General features: G+C 71.8%; 14 protein-coding genes. 4 read left to right on the plus strand and 10 right to left on the minus strand.

What is annotated here, in order from left to right; genetic code table 11:
• Positions 1-114: 114 nt before the first annotated feature.
• Both AC07EG_RS05040 and AC07EG_RS05045 read right to left on the minus strand, forming a co-directional pair.
• The gene (locus tag AC07EG_RS05040) at positions 115-735 is read right to left on the minus strand and encodes a hypothetical protein (protein ID WP_478251698.1); all 621 of its coding nucleotides are present in this window, start codon (positions 733-735) and stop codon (positions 115-117) included.
• A gap of 140 nt (positions 736-875) precedes the next feature.
• The gene (locus tag AC07EG_RS05045) at positions 876-3,170 is read right to left on the minus strand and encodes a sodium-translocating pyrophosphatase (RefSeq protein WP_478251699.1); all 2,295 of its coding nucleotides are present in this window, start codon (positions 3,168-3,170) and stop codon (positions 876-878) included.
• Between the two features lie 248 nt (positions 3,171-3,418).
• Here AC07EG_RS05045 and AC07EG_RS05050 point away from each other — a divergent pair, with 248 nt between their 5' ends.
• Positions 3,419-5,833: a DEAD/DEAH box helicase gene (locus AC07EG_RS05050; RefSeq protein WP_478251700.1), complete on the plus strand. Its 2,415-nt coding sequence runs from the start codon at positions 3,419-3,421 to the stop codon at positions 5,831-5,833.
• Here AC07EG_RS05050 and AC07EG_RS05055 read toward each other — a convergent pair.
• The 7 genes from AC07EG_RS05055 to AC07EG_RS05085 all read right to left on the minus strand — a co-directional run bounded on the left by AC07EG_RS05055 (position 5,800) and on the right by AC07EG_RS05085 (position 10,434).
• Positions 5,800-6,432: a bifunctional DNA primase/polymerase gene (locus AC07EG_RS05055; protein WP_478251701.1), complete on the minus strand. Its 633-nt coding sequence runs from the start codon at positions 6,430-6,432 to the stop codon at positions 5,800-5,802. The genes AC07EG_RS05050 and AC07EG_RS05055 overlap by 34 nt on opposite strands.
• 381 nt (positions 6,433-6,813) lie before the next feature.
• Positions 6,814-7,170, minus strand: coding sequence for an Rv3654c family TadE-like protein (locus AC07EG_RS05060; RefSeq protein WP_478251702.1), 357 nt, complete (start codon positions 7,168-7,170; stop codon positions 6,814-6,816).
• Positions 7,157-7,504 carry a TadE family type IV pilus minor pilin gene (locus AC07EG_RS05065; protein ID WP_478251703.1) on the minus strand — a complete coding sequence of 116 codons (348 nt, stop codon included), beginning with the start codon at positions 7,502-7,504 and terminating at the stop codon, positions 7,157-7,159. Before AC07EG_RS05065 ends, AC07EG_RS05060 begins: the two co-directional genes overlap by 14 nt.
• Entirely contained in the window at positions 7,491-7,676 is a 186-nt protein-coding gene (locus AC07EG_RS05070; protein ID WP_478251704.1) for a DUF4244 domain-containing protein, read from the minus strand. Before AC07EG_RS05070 ends, AC07EG_RS05065 begins: the two co-directional genes overlap by 14 nt.
• 12 nt (positions 7,677-7,688) lie before the next feature.
• Positions 7,689-8,189, minus strand: coding sequence for a type II secretion system F family protein (locus AC07EG_RS05075; protein WP_478251705.1), 501 nt, complete (start codon positions 8,187-8,189; stop codon positions 7,689-7,691).
• Positions 8,190-8,503: 314 nt separating this feature from the next.
• Positions 8,504-9,289, minus strand: coding sequence for a type II secretion system F family protein (locus tag AC07EG_RS05080; protein WP_478251706.1), 786 nt, complete (start codon positions 9,287-9,289; stop codon positions 8,504-8,506).
• Positions 9,283-10,434 (minus strand): TadA family conjugal transfer-associated ATPase, encoded by a 1,152-nt coding sequence (locus tag AC07EG_RS05085; RefSeq protein WP_478251707.1) that lies wholly within the window; start codon positions 10,432-10,434, stop codon positions 9,283-9,285. Before AC07EG_RS05085 ends, AC07EG_RS05080 begins: the two co-directional genes overlap by 7 nt.
• 573 nt (positions 10,435-11,007) lie before the next feature.
• Between AC07EG_RS05085 and AC07EG_RS05090 the strand changes: the two genes are divergently transcribed.
• Positions 11,008-11,823, plus strand: a complete 816-nt coding sequence (locus tag AC07EG_RS05090) for a hypothetical protein (RefSeq protein ID WP_478251708.1) — start codon at positions 11,008-11,010, stop codon at positions 11,821-11,823.
• Here AC07EG_RS05090 and ssd read toward each other — a convergent pair.
• Positions 11,795-12,877: a septum site-determining protein Ssd gene (gene ssd, locus AC07EG_RS05095; protein WP_478251709.1), complete on the minus strand. Its 1,083-nt coding sequence runs from the start codon at positions 12,875-12,877 to the stop codon at positions 11,795-11,797. The genes AC07EG_RS05090 and ssd overlap by 29 nt on opposite strands.
• A 368-nt stretch (positions 12,878-13,245) precedes the next feature.
• On the opposite strand from ssd, the gene AC07EG_RS05100 reads away from it, so the two are divergent.
• Entirely contained in the window at positions 13,246-14,046 is an 801-nt protein-coding gene (locus tag AC07EG_RS05100) for an HAD family hydrolase (protein ID WP_478251710.1), read from the plus strand.
• A gap of 557 nt (positions 14,047-14,603) precedes the next feature.
• On the plus strand, positions 14,604-16,409 hold the full coding sequence (locus AC07EG_RS05105) for a glycoside hydrolase family 3 protein (protein ID WP_478251768.1): 1,806 nt from the start codon (positions 14,604-14,606) through the stop codon (positions 16,407-16,409).
• Position 16,410 lies beyond the last annotated feature (1 nt).

Consider the following 16,410-nt stretch of genomic DNA (forward strand, 5'->3'; position numbering starts at 1 on the left):
CTCCTGTGACACCGGGGGCAACGCCGTGTCCGACGGTACAGCGCACAGGAGTGATCGTTACCCATTGGGGGCCCGGTTGGCAAATTTCTGCCCAACCGAGCCCCCGGTGCACGGTCAGCTGTTGTTGAGCTCCTGGCACTTCGGCTGGCCCTTGCCCGCGGCCTCGACCTCGGCGGTGCCCTTCGCATCGGCCATCTGGGTGCTGGCCTTCTGCAACCCCTTGCCCACGTTCTGCAGGCTGGTCGCCGCCTCCCGCACCGCACCGGCGTCGGTGGCGGACGCCGCGTCCAGCTTCTCCTTCGCCGCCTTGGCCTCGTCGCGCACCGGCTTGAACAGCTCCAGCACCGACGCCCTGGCATCCTCACCGGCGGGCATCGGCGCCGGGGCGAGCTGCTGCAGGTCGTCGACCACCGGGCCGAGGCTGCCCTCGATCTTGCCGAGGAAGTCGCTCACCGCGCTGCGGGCCCCGGCCACGTCACCGGGCTGCAGCTCCGGCGGTTTCAGCTCACCGAGGTCGGCCAGCGGGCCCAGCGCACCGCAGAAGTCGTTGACCCAGGCACCGGCGCCCCCGTCGGCCGCCGCCGCGGAGGACGGGGGCTGGGACGCGGCAGCCGTCGGTGTCGTGGGCGCGGCCGCGTTCTCCGCCGGCTGGTCGCCGCCACCGCAGGCGGTCAGCGAGAGGACCAGCCCGAGTCCGGCGGCGGCGGTGGCGAGGCGCGAAGCCTTCTGCCTCATCTGTGCTCCTTAGCTCGGGGGTAAGCAGACGAAGGCGCCGAGCGTACTCCGTTCGGCCCACCGCGTTGCTCCGCCGCGCCCCGCACGCAAAGGGCCCGCCCGCACCAGGTGGTGCGGGCGGGCCCGTGATTCGCCTGCGGTCAGGAAGCCTTCGCCGGCTCCGCTTCCGCCGGGGTGTCGGCGATGGAGGTGCTCCGCCGCTTCGACACCACGATCGCCACCACGATGATCGCCACCGCGACCAGCGAGATGGCCACCCGGATGCCCACCGACGCCTGCTCGCCGATGGAGAACTGCACGACCGCGGGCGCGATCAGCAGCGACACCAGGTTCATCACCTTGATCAGCGGGTTGATCGCCGGACCGGCGGTGTCCTTGAACGGGTCACCGACGGTGTCACCGATGACGGTCGCGGCGTGCGCCTCGGAACCCTTGCCGCCGTGGTGCCCGTCCTCGACCAGCTTCTTCGCGTTGTCCCACGCACCACCGGAGTTGGCCAGGAACACCGCCATCAGCGTGCCGGTGGCGATGGCGCCACCCAGGTAGCCGGCCAGCGCACCGGTGCCGAGGCCGAAGCCGACGGCGATCGGCGCGAACACCGCGAGCAGCCCCGGCGTGGCCAGTTCCCGCAGCGAGTCGCGGGTGACGATGTCGACCACGCGGCCGTACTCGGGCCGGGTGGTGCCCTCCATGATCCCGGGGATGTCGCGGAACTGGCGGCGCACCTCGTAGACCACCGCACCGGCCGCGCGGGAGACCGCGTTGATGGCCAGACCGGAGAACAGGAACACCACCGCGGCGCCGATCAGCACGCCGACCAGCGCGTTCGGGCTGACGATGTCGCTGACGAACCACTTCATCGCGTCGGCGCTCGCCCCGGAGACGCCTTCCAGCGCCTGGCGGATCGAGTCCTGGTACGAGCCGAACAACGCGGTCGCCGCGAGCACCGCGGTGGCGATCGCGATGCCCTTGGTGATCGCCTTGGTGGTGTTGCCGACCGCGTCCAGCTCGGTGAGGATGCCGGCGGCCTTCTCGTCCACGTCACCGGACATCTCCGCGATGCCCTGCGCGTTGTCCGAAACCGGGCCGAAGGTGTCCATCGCGACGATGACGCCGACGGTGGTCAGCAGGCCGGTACCGGCCAGCGCGACCGCGAACAGCGCGACCGAGCCACCGAGCAGGTAGGCGCCGAACACCGCGCCGCCGATCACGATGGCGGTGTAGACGGCCGACTCGAACCCGACCGACAGGCCGGACAGGATGACCGTCGCCGGACCGGTTTCCGAGGTCTTGCCGACGTCCTTGACCGGCTTGTACTCGGTGCCGGTGAAGTAGCCGGTCAGCCACAGGATGATGCCGGCCAGCACGATGCCGATGATCACCGAGATGGTGGCGATCACCGCGGGGTTGCCGGTGGTGGCGGCGAACTCGGCGCCGAAGTCGGCGAAGCTGCCGGGCAGGAAGACGAACGCGGCGATGGTGGAGAGCACCGCGGAGATCACCGCGGAGATGTAGAACGCCTTGTTGATCGTGGTCAGCCCGCTCTCGCCGACCTTCGCCTTGGTGATGTAGACCCCGATCACCGCGGTGATCACGCCGATGGCCGGCACGATGAGCGGGAACAGCAGCCCGTCCACGCCGAAGGCGACGCTGCCGAGGATGAGCGCGGCGACCAGGGTCACCGCGTAGGACTCGAACAGGTCCGCGGCCATACCGGCGCAGTCGCCCACGTTGTCACCGACGTTGTCGGCGATGGTGGCGGCGTTGCGGGGGTCGTCCTCGGGGATGTTCTGCTCCACCTTGCCGACCAGGTCCGCGCCCACGTCGGCGGCCTTGGTGAAGATGCCGCCGCCGACCCGCATGAACATGGCGATCAACGCGGCACCGAAGCCGAAACCTTCGAGCACCTTCGGCGCCTGGCCCGCGTACACCAGCACGACCACCGCGGCACCGAGCAGGCCGAGGCCGACCGTCGCCATGCCGACCGCACCACCGGTGCGGAAGGCCACGCGCATGGCCTTCTCCCTGCCGCCGTCCTCGCGCGACGCCGCCGCGACCCTCAGGTTCGCCTGCGTGGCGAGCCACATGCCGAGGTAGCCGATCGCGAACGAGAACCCCGCACCGACGAGGAAGAAGATCGAGCGCCCGATGCGTTCGTTCCAGTCCTCCGCCGGCAACGCGAACAGCAGCAGGAACACGACCACGCCGAAGACGGCGAGCGTGTTGCGCTGGCGCTTGAGGTAGGCGGCCGCGCCTTCCTGCACCGCCTTGGCGATCTCCTGCATCTTCTCGGTGCCCTGGCCGGCGGCCAGCACCTCCTTGAGCAGGAAATAGCCAACGACCAGTGCAGCAAGGGCGACCACGGCGACCACAGCCACGATGCTGTAGTCACCTCCGGAGAGCACTGGGCCCTCCGCGAGGAACTGCCGGGACATTCGTCCTCCTGGAAATGTCGCCTGTCATCGGCGCGACCAGGCTCGATGGGAGCCCCGTCGGCGCCGACATGGGATCTACACCACAAGTGGTGTGGTTTGCCGGAGTGTATTGGTACTGCGTCCGGCGTCGGCAAGGCGTCCCGGCGACAACACGCTCCGTGAAGGCCGTGAGCTTGATCACTTAACCGGTCTTGTTGCCCCGCAACGCTCTTCGGCAGACCGTCGGGGTGCTGTGCGAAGCTCGTCGGGTGCGACCAGCGACGAGCGGTGACCGAGGGCGACACCTGCTCGCCCGGCTCACCGCGGGCCTCCCGGCCGAGAAGAACCCGGTCACGCACGTGGCCGAGCTACCGGCCCGCCCGCCCGGCTACGGCGACTGGCCGTCCTGGGCACCCGAAGCGGTCACCGGCCGGTTCGCCGAGGCGGGCGTCGAGCGGCCGTGGGCGCACCAGCTCGAAGCGGCCGACGCGGCGTGGTCCGGCAGGCACGTGGTCATCGCCACCGGCACGGCGTCCGGGAAGTCGCTTTCCTACCAGTTGCCGGTGCTCTCCGCGCTGACCGCCGACGAGAAGGCGTGCGCGCTGTACCTGGCGCCGACCAAGGCGCTCGGCGCCGACCAGCTCCGCACGGTGTCCTCTTTGGACGTTCCGGGGGTGCGGGCGGCGTCGTTCGACGGCGACACCCCGATGGTCGAACGCGACTGGGTCCGGGCGCACGCGCGCTGGGTGTTCAGCAATCCGGACATGCTGCACCGCGGCATCCTCTCCGCGCACGGCCGCTGGTCCCGGTTCTTCCGGAAGCTGGCGTACGTGGTGGTCGACGAGTGCCACACCTATCGCGGTGTCTTCGGCTCGCACGTGGCGTTGTTGTTGCGCCGCCTGCAACGGGTCGCGCGGTACTACGGCGCCTCGCCGGTATTTGTGCTCGCTTCGGCGACCACCGCCGAGCCCGCCGAATTCGCCGGGCGGCTCACCGGGCTGGACTGCGTGCCGGTCACCGAGGACGCTTCGCCGCGTGGTGCCCGCACGATCGCGTTGTGGGAGCCGCCGCTGCTCGACGAACTGGCAGGCGAGAACGGGGCGCCGGTCCGCCGCTCGGCCGGTGCCGAGACTTCGCGCATCCTCGCCGAAATGGTCGTCGAAGGCGCGCGGTCGCTCGCTTTTGTGCGTTCCCGCCGTGGCGCGGAACTGACTTCGCTCGGCGCCCGCCGCATCCTCGCCGAAGTCGATCCGCTGCTGCCGGAGAAGGTGGCCGCCTATCGCGCGGGCTACCTGCCGGAGGAGCGCCGGGCGCTGGAGAAGGCTCTGCTCTCCGGTGAACTGCTCGGCGTCGCCACCACGAACGCGCTCGAACTGGGCGTCGACATCGCCGGCCTGGACGCCGTGGTGCTGGCCGGTTATCCCGGCACGCTCGCCTCGTTCTGGCAGCAGGCCGGGCGCGCCGGGCGATCGGGTGACCAGGCGCTGGTGGTCTTCGTCGCCCGGGACGACCCGCTCGACACCTACCTCGTGCACCACCCGGCCGCGGTCCTGGAGCGCCCGGTGGAAACCGCCGTGCTCGACCCGGGCAACCCGTACGTGCTGGCGCCGCAACTGGCCTGCGCCGCCGCCGAGATCCCGTTGACCACCGCCGACCTGGACACCTTCGGCGGCGACGCGGCCCGCGAGGTGCTCGACGCGCTGGTCGCCGACCGCGTGCTCCGGCGCCGGTCGAGCGGCTGGTACTGGACCTCGCGGGACCGGCCGCAGCACCAGGTGGACATCCGCGGTTCCGACGGCGAGCCGATCGCCGTGGTGGAGGGCGACACCGGCCGCCTGCTCGGCACCGTCGACCCCGGCTCGGCCTGCCACACCGTGCACCCCGGCGCGCTCTACCTGCACCAGGGTTCGTCGTACGTGGTCGACGAACTGGACCTCGAAACCGGCCTGGCGATGGTGCACGCGGAGGAACCGGAGTGGAGCACCTCCGCGCGGGAGGTGGTGGACATCGCGGTGCTGGAAACGCACGAGCGGCGGGAGTTCGACGGGGTGACCGTCTGCCTCGGTGACGTGGCGGTGACCTCGCAGGTGGTCGGTTACCTGCGCCGCCTGCCGTCGGGCGCGGTGCTCGACCAGGTCGCGCTGGACCTGCCGGAGCAGGTGCTGCGCACACGGGCCGTCTGGTACACCATCGACGACGCCCTGCTCACCGGTGGGGACCGGGAAGTTGTCGGCAGGGCGCCGGGTCGCGCCGGGGTCGAGTCGGCGCGAATCCCCGGCGCCCTGCACGCCGCCGAGCACGCGGCGATCGGCCTGCTACCGCTGTTCGCTACGTGCGACCGCTGGGACATCGGCGGTGTGTCAACCGCGCTGCACGCTGACACCGGGGAGGCGACGGTGTTCGTGCACGATGGCCATCCCGGGGGTGCGGGATTCGCCGATCGCGGTTTTGCCGCGTTGGTCCCGTGGCTGGCCGCTACGCGGGAGGCGATCGTCTCCTGCGAGTGCCCGGCTGGGTGCCCGTCCTGTGTTCAGTCGCCCAAGTGCGGGAATGGGAACGAACCACTGGACAAGGCGGGGGCGGTGACCGTGCTGGATCTCGTGCTAGGGGCTGTTGGTCGTCACGAGGTCCCGCGTGGTCACGGGGTCGATCAGGCCGCCGACGGTCCGGCGACGGCCAACTGAGCACGCGCGCCGTCGAGCGCGCGGGAGAGCACGTCGTGCACGACCGCCGCGTCCGGCAGTCGCCAGCCCCAGACCTCGGGCTTGACCCGCCAGTGCACGACACCGTGCTGGAACGGGGTCGGCGGGAGCGGGATCCAGCTGTCCACGCCGTGGTAGCGGACCGACTCGCGGCCCTGCAGGCCGGCGGGGCACCCGGTGGCCGAGGCGGTGGTGAGGAACAGCCAGCGGCCGTTCGGCATCGCCACGATCGGCGCGGGCTGGCCGAGCGCGCGGAGCAGGCAGGCGGCGCGGCGGCCCAGCTCATCGTCCACCTCGACCGCGTCGACCACGGTGCCGGTGGCGACCAGGAGGCTGTACGGCGCCTCGGTCCACCAGGCGGCGACCCGGTGCGGGTGGGCACCGACCTCGTCACGCCAGTTCTGGTGCACCGGAACCGGGGTCTGCCAGTCGGGGTCCGCCCCGGCCTGGTCCGACTCCCCCACCGCCGGGTAGGTGCCCGGCAGCACCGGCCAGCCGCGCCCGGCGAGTCCGATGGCTTCGGCGCGCAGTTCGATGCGGAAGGCACCGCGCCAGCAATCCGACCAGTCTGTGTCCAACATCCCTGCCTGCTCTCCTAGCTGCTTCAACCGCGTGAGCGGCTCTGCACTCAAATAAACGGCAACTTGCAGAAGGCCGGAAGTCCCGGCGCGACGGCCGGTTCGAATGGGACGACGAACAGCAGTACCGGCCACCGGCGCACCGAAGATCGCACGAATCGCGATCCCCGCGTCGCCCGCTGTTCACCTGAAGCGGACATTTCCTCGCTATACCAACGGTTTTCGCGAACCGGACACCGTCGCGGAAGCACACAGCGACACGCATCCGCAACTAAACGTGATACCGCTCACCGCGCCTGGCCGACCGTTGCTCGTGGCCTCCGGGACCGCTCGGCCGTACGCGCGAGCAGTGGGACCGTTCACCGCTGCCGTTCGTCGCAGCCCTCAAGGTGAGCCGTCCACCGGACCGGCCCGCGCCCGGCCCGACGCGGCCGGGAACCGGCCCAGCGGCCCGGGCAGCGCGACCCGGGTCTCGACCAGCGCGTCCCACTGCTCGAGCCGGCATCCGGCCAGCTCGACGCGCATTTCCCCGGCCACCTGCCCGGCCTTCGCGCAGGCGGTCTCGGCCCCGTCCACAGCGGCTCCGGCGGCGGCCAGCGCGGCCAGGTCGGCGGCTGCCGCCGCCCGCTGCCTGGTAAGCACCACCGCGCCGAAACCGTAGAGCGCGGTGACCACCAGGACCAGCCCGGCGACCACGAACGCCGCCCAGACGGTGGCCATGCCGCGGTCACCCCGGCGCATCGGCCACCTCCGGTTCGTACACCGCGTAGGCGTGCCCGGTGAGCCGGAGCCCAGGCAGCAGCTTGGCGCCCGCCGCCACCTCGACGGTGACCGCACCGCCCTCCGGCCGCACCGCGTACTCCGCTCCGGCGGGCCCGATCTCGCGGACCGCCCGCTCCACCGACTCCGGCTGGCCGCGGGCCACCAGCCGTGCCGCCTCCCTGGCCGCGTCGGCGCAGCGGAGCTGGTCGGTCATCGCCACCAGACCGCCGACGAGCAGCAGGAAGAAGGCGGTCAGCGCACCGATGGAGACGGCGGCCTCCACGGTCACCGCCCCGCGGTCACGGCCCGTCATGGGGCAGCTCCATGGAATCCGCGACGAGCTGGGCCAGCAGCCCGGACACCGGTCCGCCGGTGACCAGGTCGAGCAGCACCAGCCCGAACGAGACGGCGACCAGCAGCACGACGACGTATTCGACGGTCGAGGAACCGGCGTCCGATCCGCCGAGCACCTTGGTCAGGGTCATGGTGGTTTCCTTTCAGGTCAGTTGAGCGGCCAGGCCGTAGAGCGCGGGCAGCACGCCCCAGCAGAGGAAGGCCGGCAGGAAGCAGAGGCCGAGCGGACCGGTGACGAGCACGCCCGCCCGTTGGGCCCTGGCCTCGGCCCGGTCAGCCACGGCCGACCGGACCCGTTCGGCCAGCCCCGCCGCCACCTCGGCCAGCGCCGAGCCGGACCGGGCCGTGCGACGGGCCGCGCGTGCCAGTTCCGCGGTGTCGGCACAGGCGCCGGCCCCGGCCCAGGCTTCGGCGGGGTCGGCACCCAGGGCGAGCAGGTCGGCTGTCGACCGCAGCGTGCTGGCCACCTCGGCGGGCGCACCGGCGGCCACCGCCCGGATCGCGACCGGCACCGGCAACCCGGCGCGCAACGCCGCGGCGAGCAGGTCCCACCCGGTCGCGAGCCGCCGGGAGTCCGCGGCGGACGGCGCCCGCGGCCGCCCGGCGGCGAATCGGGCGACCAGCACGAGGACCACCACCAGCACCGTGCCCGGCACCCCGGCGAACGCCGTCGCGACACCGACCGCGACCAGCTCGGGCAGCAGCCGTGGCCATCGGATCCGGGTCCGTTCGGTCCGTGGCTGCGGGGACCGTTCAGTTCGCAGCCCCCGGGGCCGTTCGGTTCGCGGCAGCAACCGGGGCCGTCGGGGCCCTGGCAGCACTTGGGAACGTTCGATTCGCGGCGGCAGCCGGGATGGGTCGGTTCGCAGCAGCCACCGGGGCCGTGGCAGCAACCGTGAGCGGCTCGGCCAGAGCGCGATCGCCCCGGCGCCGGCGAACAAGGCCACCGCGAGCGCGGTCACGACGGCACCCTGGTCAGCCGGGCCGTCCAGGCGATGCCCGCGGCGAGCAGGCACCCACCGGCGACGAAGACCAGCTGGCCGAACCCGGTGCTCGCCATGACGTGCAACGGCCGCGCGTCGATCGCCTCCGCCAGCCCGATGCCGAGCACCGGCACCAGGGCGAGCACCAGTGCACTGGCCCTCGGCCCCGCCATCGCGGCCTGCGCGCGCTTGGCGAACCGCACACCGCTGTCGAGGTCCCGCCGGACAGCACCCAGCACACCCGCCATCGGCAGGCCGTGCCGCTGGGCCAGCACCCAGCACCGGGCGAGCTGCTCGACGGCGCCTTCGGGCAGTCCGGGCATTTCCCGCGGCGGCGTTTCGCCGAACTGAACCGCGCCGGACACGGTTCTCACCGCCGCCGCGATCGCCGGTGGTGAATCCACCGCCGCGGCCTCCGCGGCGGCATTCGGCGGGGCACCCGCGTCGAGTTCGGCGGCCATGGTGCGCATGGCTTCGGCCATGCCTTCGGCCGCCGTTATCCGGGCCCGGTTGGCTGCCGCGGCGTTCCAGAAATACCGACCGGCGGCGGCGAGCAACAATGCCACGACCGGACCCGCCGGGCCGAGCACCAGAAATGCCGCCACCAACGCGAGCACCCCGCCGACGACCAAGGCGAGCAATCGCCACCGATCGCCGAATTCCCAGCATTTCGCTGTTCTTCTGAGCAGCCGTCGTTCAGGGGCGCGGCCGGGCCAGGTGAGCAGTGCAGCCGCGGTGAGCAGGAGGATGAGCGTCAGCATCGCGCACCTCCGGGTAAGAGGGCACGCAGGACGGGACCGTGCTCGGTCCAGCTGCCGTTTCGCCAGGCTGTCCGCACCTGCAAGCCGTCGCCACCCCGGCGGACCACCGCGATTTCGGTGAGCCGTCGGGAGTTTCCCGGCTCGCGGACCATGTGCAGCACCACGCGGATCGCCGCGGCGACCTGGCTGTGGACGGCATCGCGGGAGAGTCCGCCGAGCGCCGCCAGCGCCTCCAGCCGCGCCGGGACCTCCGCCGGTGAATTGGCGTGCAGGGTGCCCGCGCCACCCTCGTGGCCGGTGTTCAATGCGGCGAGCAGCTCGCACACCTCACGCCCGCGGACCTCGCCGACGACCAGCCTGTCCGGTCGCATGCGCAGGGCTTGGCGGATCAGGTCACGCAGGGTGACCTCACCGGCACCCTCCACGTTGGGCGGACGGGCGACGAGCCGGACGAACTGGGGGTGCGAGGGCTGGAGTTCGCCGGCGTCCTCGACGCAGACGATCCGTTCGGCGGGCGGCACCGTGCCGAGCAGGGCGGAGAGCAGGGTGCTCTTGCCCGCGCCGGTGCCGCCGGTGACCAAAAAGGCCAGTCGCGCGGAGATGACCGCGCGGAGCACGGCGGCGCCGGTCGCGCCGAAGGTGCCGAGCCGCTGTAGTTCGGCGAGGTCGTGCACCGCCGGGCGCAGCACCCGGAGGGACAGGCAGGTCCCGTCCGGGGCCAGCGGCGGGAGGACCGCGTGGAGGCGGACGCGGCCGTGCGGTCCGGCACCGGGCAACCAGCCGTCGACGAACGGCTGGGCGTCGTCGAGCCGCCTGCCCGCCGCCAACGCCAGGCGTTGCGCGAGCCGGCGAACCGCGTCCTCGTCGGCGAACGTGATGTCGGCTCGCCGGAGCCCTTCGGCACCGTCGACCCAGACTTGGGTGGGTGCGGTGACCAGGACGTCGGTCACAGCGGGGTCGTCGAGCAGCGGCTCGAGCGGCCCGGCGCCGATGAATTCGTGCCGGACGAGGCGGAGGGTCTCCAGCAACTCGTCGTGCCCGGCGATCCCGCCGGCCTCCGCACGTACAGCTTGGGCGAGGGTGATGGGGCCGGTGCCTTCGCGGGCCAGGCGCCTGCGCACCCGGTCGACCAGGTCGGTGGTCATGCGGCGGCTCCCGGGGTCCGGATGAGACTGAGGTGCTTTCGCCCGCGGTGGGCTGGGGGCGAGTGGGGGCAGGGTGGGATTGGGGCGGCGGTCTTGAGGTGTCCGAAGAGGAGTTCGGCGGTGACGGCTCGTGTTCTTGCCGCGAGGGGTGGTGAGGGTTGGGGCGGGCGATCGGCTGTGGGGTTCACGAGTGCCGGCGGGGGCTCGGCGGGGCCTGCCTTCGGGGATCGTTCCAGTGGGAACTGGGGTTTGCTTGCGGAGAGCAAGGGTGGTTTCGCGCTCGGGTGGGCGGGCTTGCGGGTGCTTCCCTGCGGTGTGCTGGTGGCGAAGTGGGGCTGGGTGGCTTTGCGCTGTTGAACTGGTGGTGCGGGAGTCCGGATTTCGGCGGTGAGGCGCTTCGGTTCGACCGCGGCTCCTGGGACTGGGTTGGAGAGCGCCATTGGTGCTGCGGTCGATCGGAGCGGATTCGGTGGGCTCGGGAGCAGGTTGGCGCGGTGGGGGGTGTGGTGTGGACAGTGCCGGTTCAGTGGGGCGGCAGAGTTGGTGGCAGCAGCGTTGGGGACAGCCGGATGGGTGGTCGCGGCGGTCGCGGCGACGTTGGTGTTGGGAGCACTGGTAGTGGTGGCAGCTGCAGCGGTAGTAGTGCTGGCAGCGCAGGTGGTAGGGGCAGCCGAGGTGACGGCGGCAGGGGTAGTGGCAGCCACGGCGGTGGCAGGGGCGGTGGCAGCGGCGGTCGCGGCAAACTTGGTGCGGGCAGGGGTGGGCGCAGCCGAGGTTGTGGCAGCGGCGGTCGCGGCAACCTTGGTGGTGTTGGCAGCACTGGTGGTTGTGGCAGCAGCGGTGGTCGTGGCGGCAGCAGCGGTGGTGTTAGGGGCAGCGCTGGTGGTAGGGGCCGAGGTGGCAGCAGCGCAGGTGGATGGGGCAGCCGAGGTGACGATGGCAGGGGTGATGGCGGTCCCGGCGGCGGCAGGGTGGGTGGCAACTCCAGCGGCGGCAGGGTGGGTGGCAGCCCCAGCGGCGGCAGGGCTAGTGGCAGCCCCGGCGGCGGCTGGGTGGATGGCAGCCCTGGCGATAGCAGGGGTAGTGGCGGCAGCCCCAGCGGCGGCTGGGTGGATGGCGGCCCCGGCGGCAGCAGGGGTAGTGGCGGCAGCCCCGGCGGCGGCAGGGGTGGCAGCCAAGGCGATGGGAAGGTTGGCGGCGGCAGGGGTGGCAGCCAAGGCGATGGGAGGGTTGGCGGCGGCAGGGGTGGCAGCCGAAGCGGCGGCGGGGGTGGCAGCCAAGGTGATGGGAGGGTTGGCAGCCGAGGCGGTGGCAGGGGTGATGACAGCCGCCGTGGGGGTGGTGGTTGGGGTGGAGTGGGTCATGGGGTGGGCTCCGCGCGGGGGGTGAGGGTGGCCAGGGCGGTGGTGGCCACGGTGGACAGGGGACCGCCGGGTTTGGGGTGGAAGTGGCCGTGTTCGATGGCTTGGGCCAGGCGGCGTTCCGAGTGCAGTTCGGCCAGTACGGGGACTTCGACGGCGGAGGCGACGTGGGAGGCCGTCAGGCCGGCGGGGGCTGGGCCCCGGACGACGAGGCGGACGTCGGCGGCGCCGGTTCTGTGGAGTTGGGTGACCACGCGCTTGGCGGCTGAGCAGGCGCGCACCTCCGGCGGCACGACCACGAGCACCAGGTCCGCGCGGGCGGCGGCTTCGGTGGAGCCGCCGTCGAGGTGGCGGGGCAGGTCGCAGACGACGAGGCGGCCGGCTCGGCGGGCCGCGTCGACCACGCCGGCGATGGCCTCGCCGCTGGGGGCCGGGGCTGTCGGGTCGGCGGACAGGAAATGCAGGCGGCCGGGGCCGTGGTTCCGATGTGGTAAGGCACTTTCCAAAGCGGACAACAGGATTCGCCCGGAATCCACGCGCAACCCGGGCCAGCGCAGGCAATCCCGGGTTTCGGCGCCGAACAGGACGTCCAGGCCGCCGCCCAGTGGATCGCAGTCGATCAGCAGGGTGTGTTCACCGGCGGCCGCGGCGGTGGTGGCGACGCCGGCGGCGAGCACGGACGCGCCCGCGCCACCGCGGCCGCCGACCACCGCGAGCACGCGTCCGCCGGGCCTGGCGGGGCCCTCGACGATTTCGGCGAAAGCCTTCAGCACAGCGGATTCGTCGTCGGGCAGGGAGTGCACCTGCCGCGCGCCGACGGCGAAGGCGCGCTGCCAGGTGCCGGGAGCGGGCGGCCCCTTGCACACCACCAGCACCCCGTCGCGCCGTGGCAGCTCCACCGGTTCGCCATCGGTGACGGCGGCTTCGTCGACCAGCACCAGCGGCGCTTCCCGCCAGCGCGCCCTGGCGGCGAACAGATCCGGTACGCACTCGGTTTCACAATTCGCGACCGCGGCGAGGCGCAGTACTTCGTCGAGCACGACCGCGTCGGCCGCGACGACGAGCGCACGATTTCCGGTCACCGTTGTCCCCCTTTTTCCGCAAAACGCTGAGGACTCCACGGTCACCCGGCGGCGGGGGCTGGACAAGCTCGAGGTTGTCCGCTGTGGACAACTCGGCGGTTGTGGACAAGTAGTGCACACCCCCGGAAACAGAGCGACCCCCGCCAGGGGGGAGGGGCGGGGGTCGCTGTAGGTCCAGCCCCGGGGGGTCGGACTGAACCGGCCCGGGTGACACCGGGCCTCACCACTGTAACCACCCGCTCAGCGCGATATCGCTGTTCAAGACGCCCACAATTCGGTAACGGAACTCCGGCGCGCCGACCCGCGCCTGTCGTGGAATTTCCGCCCGCGCCGGGGAAGGGTGCCGGGGCCACGCCTATTGTGGACCGGTGGCAGAACCCCGCTCCACGCCACCGCCACCGGTGGCCGCGTTCTTCGACCTCGACAAGACGATCATCGCCTCGTCCAGCGCGCTCGCCTTCAGCAAGCCGTTGCTCAGCCGCGGCCTGATCAACCGGCGCGCCGCGTTGAAGAGCGCGTACGCCCAGCTCGTGTTCTCCCTCTCGGGCGCGGATGCCGGCAAGACCGAGCGGATGCGGGCGGAGATTTCCGCGCTGTGCCGCGGCTGGGACGTTTCGCAGGTGCGCGCGCTGGTCGCCGAAACCCTGCACGACGTGGTCGACCCGCTGGTCTACGCCGAGGCCACCGAGCTGATCGCCGAGCACCGCGAGAAGGGCCACGACGTGATCGTGCTGTCCGCGACCGGCGAGGAGGTGGTGGCCCCGATCGCCGAGATGCTCGGTGCCACGCACAGCGTGGCCACGCGGATGCAGATCGTCGACGGCCGGTACTCCGGTGAAGTGGATTTCTACTGCTACGGCGAGAACAAGGCCGTCGCGGCGAAGCGGCTGGCCGCCGAGCGCGGGTACGACCTCGCCGCCTGCGCCGCCTACACCGACTCGAGCACCGACATCCCGCTGCTCGAAGTGGTCGGCAGCCCGCACGTGGTCAACCCGGACCGGGTGCTGCGGCGGCTGGCGGCCGAGCGCGGCTGGCCGGTGCTCGCGTTCACCCACCCCGTGCCGCTGCGCAGCCGCCTCGCCGGGCCGGCGCTCGCCGTCGGCCTCGGCGCGGTGGCCGCCGGAGCCACCTTCTACGGCCTGTCCAGGCGCCGCAAGAACCGCTCCTGACAAGTCCACCCGGATGCCATAACCGCTGGTAGCGCAGGGTGCCCGGGTCACTTGATCGGGCCTCTGTAACGGTGCACCCGATCGCGCCCTTGAAGTGACCGGCATCACTGGCGTACAAAGTGAGTGCGGACATCTTGTCGGCCAGGGACGAGGCGAAGAGAAGCCCCGCTCCACCCCGAAAGAACTCCGTGCGCGGACTCCGGGCACCCACGCGCAGCACGCCGCGGGAGGCTTGTCGTCTAGGGATTGCGTACCGGGACGCCGGACGCCGAGTCCAGGTAGGTACGACTGGAGTTGCACGCTTGGTAACCCAGCAGTCCGCGCGAGCAGGCGGCGCCGATTCGTCGGCGCCGCCTGCAGCACGTTCGGGGCCCGAAATTCATGACACGCCGAAATCACGGTGTGAGCGCTGCGTACGCCGAACGGCACAGCGGGTCGTTGACCTGCGCTGCTTCGGTTAGTAGCTTCCCGGTGCCGGTCCCAACAGGTGAGTCGCCCACGCCTTGCCGGCTGTACCTGTCCGCCAAGCAGAACAGAACAGGGAGGCCGACGTGAGGATCGCACGCCCGCGGAACCACCCCCGGAGGAAACATGCGTTCGCCGCGTCGCTGGCCGCGTTGCTCGCCACCACCGGGGTCGCCGGAGCGGTCCCCGCTTCCGCGATGAACCCGGGAGCGGTGCGGGACGAGGCACAGCAGTCGCTCGCGGCGATGACCCTGGAGCAGAAGGTCGGCCAGTTGTTCGTCGCCGACGTCTTCGGCAAGTCGGCCGACGAGGTGCACCCGAGCAACCAGAACAAGTACGGCGTCGGCACCCCGGCCGAGGTGGTGCAGAAGTTCGGCGTCGGCGGGGTCATCTACTTCAACAACGCCGGGACCGACAACATCGACGACCCGGTCCAGCTGGCGAAGTTCTCCAACGGCCTGCAGCGGGCCGCGATGAACTCCGGCGCCCGGCTGCCGCTGATCCTCTCGATCGACCAGGAGGGCGGCCGGGTCACCCGCCTCGGCAAGCCGGCCACCGAGTTCCCCAGCAGCATGGCCGTCGGCGCCGGCCGCAGCGCCGAAGACGCCCGGCGCCTGGCCACCGTCAACGGCCAGGAGCTGCGGGCGGTGGGCATCTCGCAGAACTTCGCGCCGGACGCGGACATCAACTCCAACCACCTCAACCCGGTGATCGGCTCGCGCTCGTTCTCGTCCGACCCGGCGCTGGCCAGCTCGCTGGTCACCGCGGAGATCGACGGCTACCAGCGCTCCGGCCGCGCGACCGAGACGGTGTCCACCGCCGCCAAGCACTTCCCCGGCCACGGTGACGCCGCCGAGGACAGCCACACCGGGCTGCCCGTGATCAAGCGCACCGAGCAGGAGTGGCGGGAGATCGACCTGCCGCCGTTCCGGGCCGCGATCGACGCCGGGGCCGACTCGATCATGACCGCGCACATCACCGTGCCGAGCCTGGACCCGTCCGGCAACCCGGCGACGCTGTCCAAGCCGATCATGGGCGACCTGCTGCGCGGTGAACTCGGCTACCGCGGGGTGGTGGTCACCGACTCGCTGCAGATGGCGGGCGTGCGCAAGCTGCACCCGGACAGCGAGATCCCGGTGCTGGCGCTGGAGGCAGGCGTCGACCAGATGCTCATGCCGCCGGACCTCGAAGTGGCGATCAACGGGGTGCTCGACGCGGTGAAGAGCGGCCGCATCAGCGAGAACCGGATCAACGAGAGCGTCATCCGGATCCTCAAGCTGAAGCTCAAGCGCGGGGTGTTCGCCAAGCCGATGGCCGACGTGAACGCGGTCAAGAACAAGGTGGGCACGCCGCGGCACCTGGCCGACGTGCAGGCGCTGACCGATCGCACCACCACCGTGCTGCGCGACGACGCGCACCTGCTGCCGCTGGCCAACCCGGGCAAGGTGCTGGTCACCGGCTGGAACCGGCCGGACTACCCCGGCTACGGCGCCGAACCGGTCGCCGCGCTGGCCAAGGCGCTGGGCGCCACCGGCCTGTCCACCGGCACCGGCTCGAACCCGGACACCGTGGCGAAGGCGGTCGAGGCCGCGAAGACCGCGGACACCGTGGTCGTGCTGACCAACGGCCTGCGCACCAGCCCCAACCAGGTCAACCTGGTCAAGGCGCTGCGGGCCACCGGCAAGCCGGTGCTCGCGGTGGCGGTGCAGGAACCGTACGACCCCGGTTACGCGGACGTGCCGACCTGGGCGGTCACCTACGACTGGCGCGAGGTCACGATGAACTCGCTGGCGAAGGTGCTCAAGGGCGAGATCGCGCCGCGGGGCAAGCTGCCGGTGAACATCCCGGCAGCCAGCGGTGAGGTGCTGTTCCCCTTCGGCCACGGACTGAGCTGGTAAC

This window comes from Amycolatopsis sp. NPDC045836, assembly GCF_056431745.1.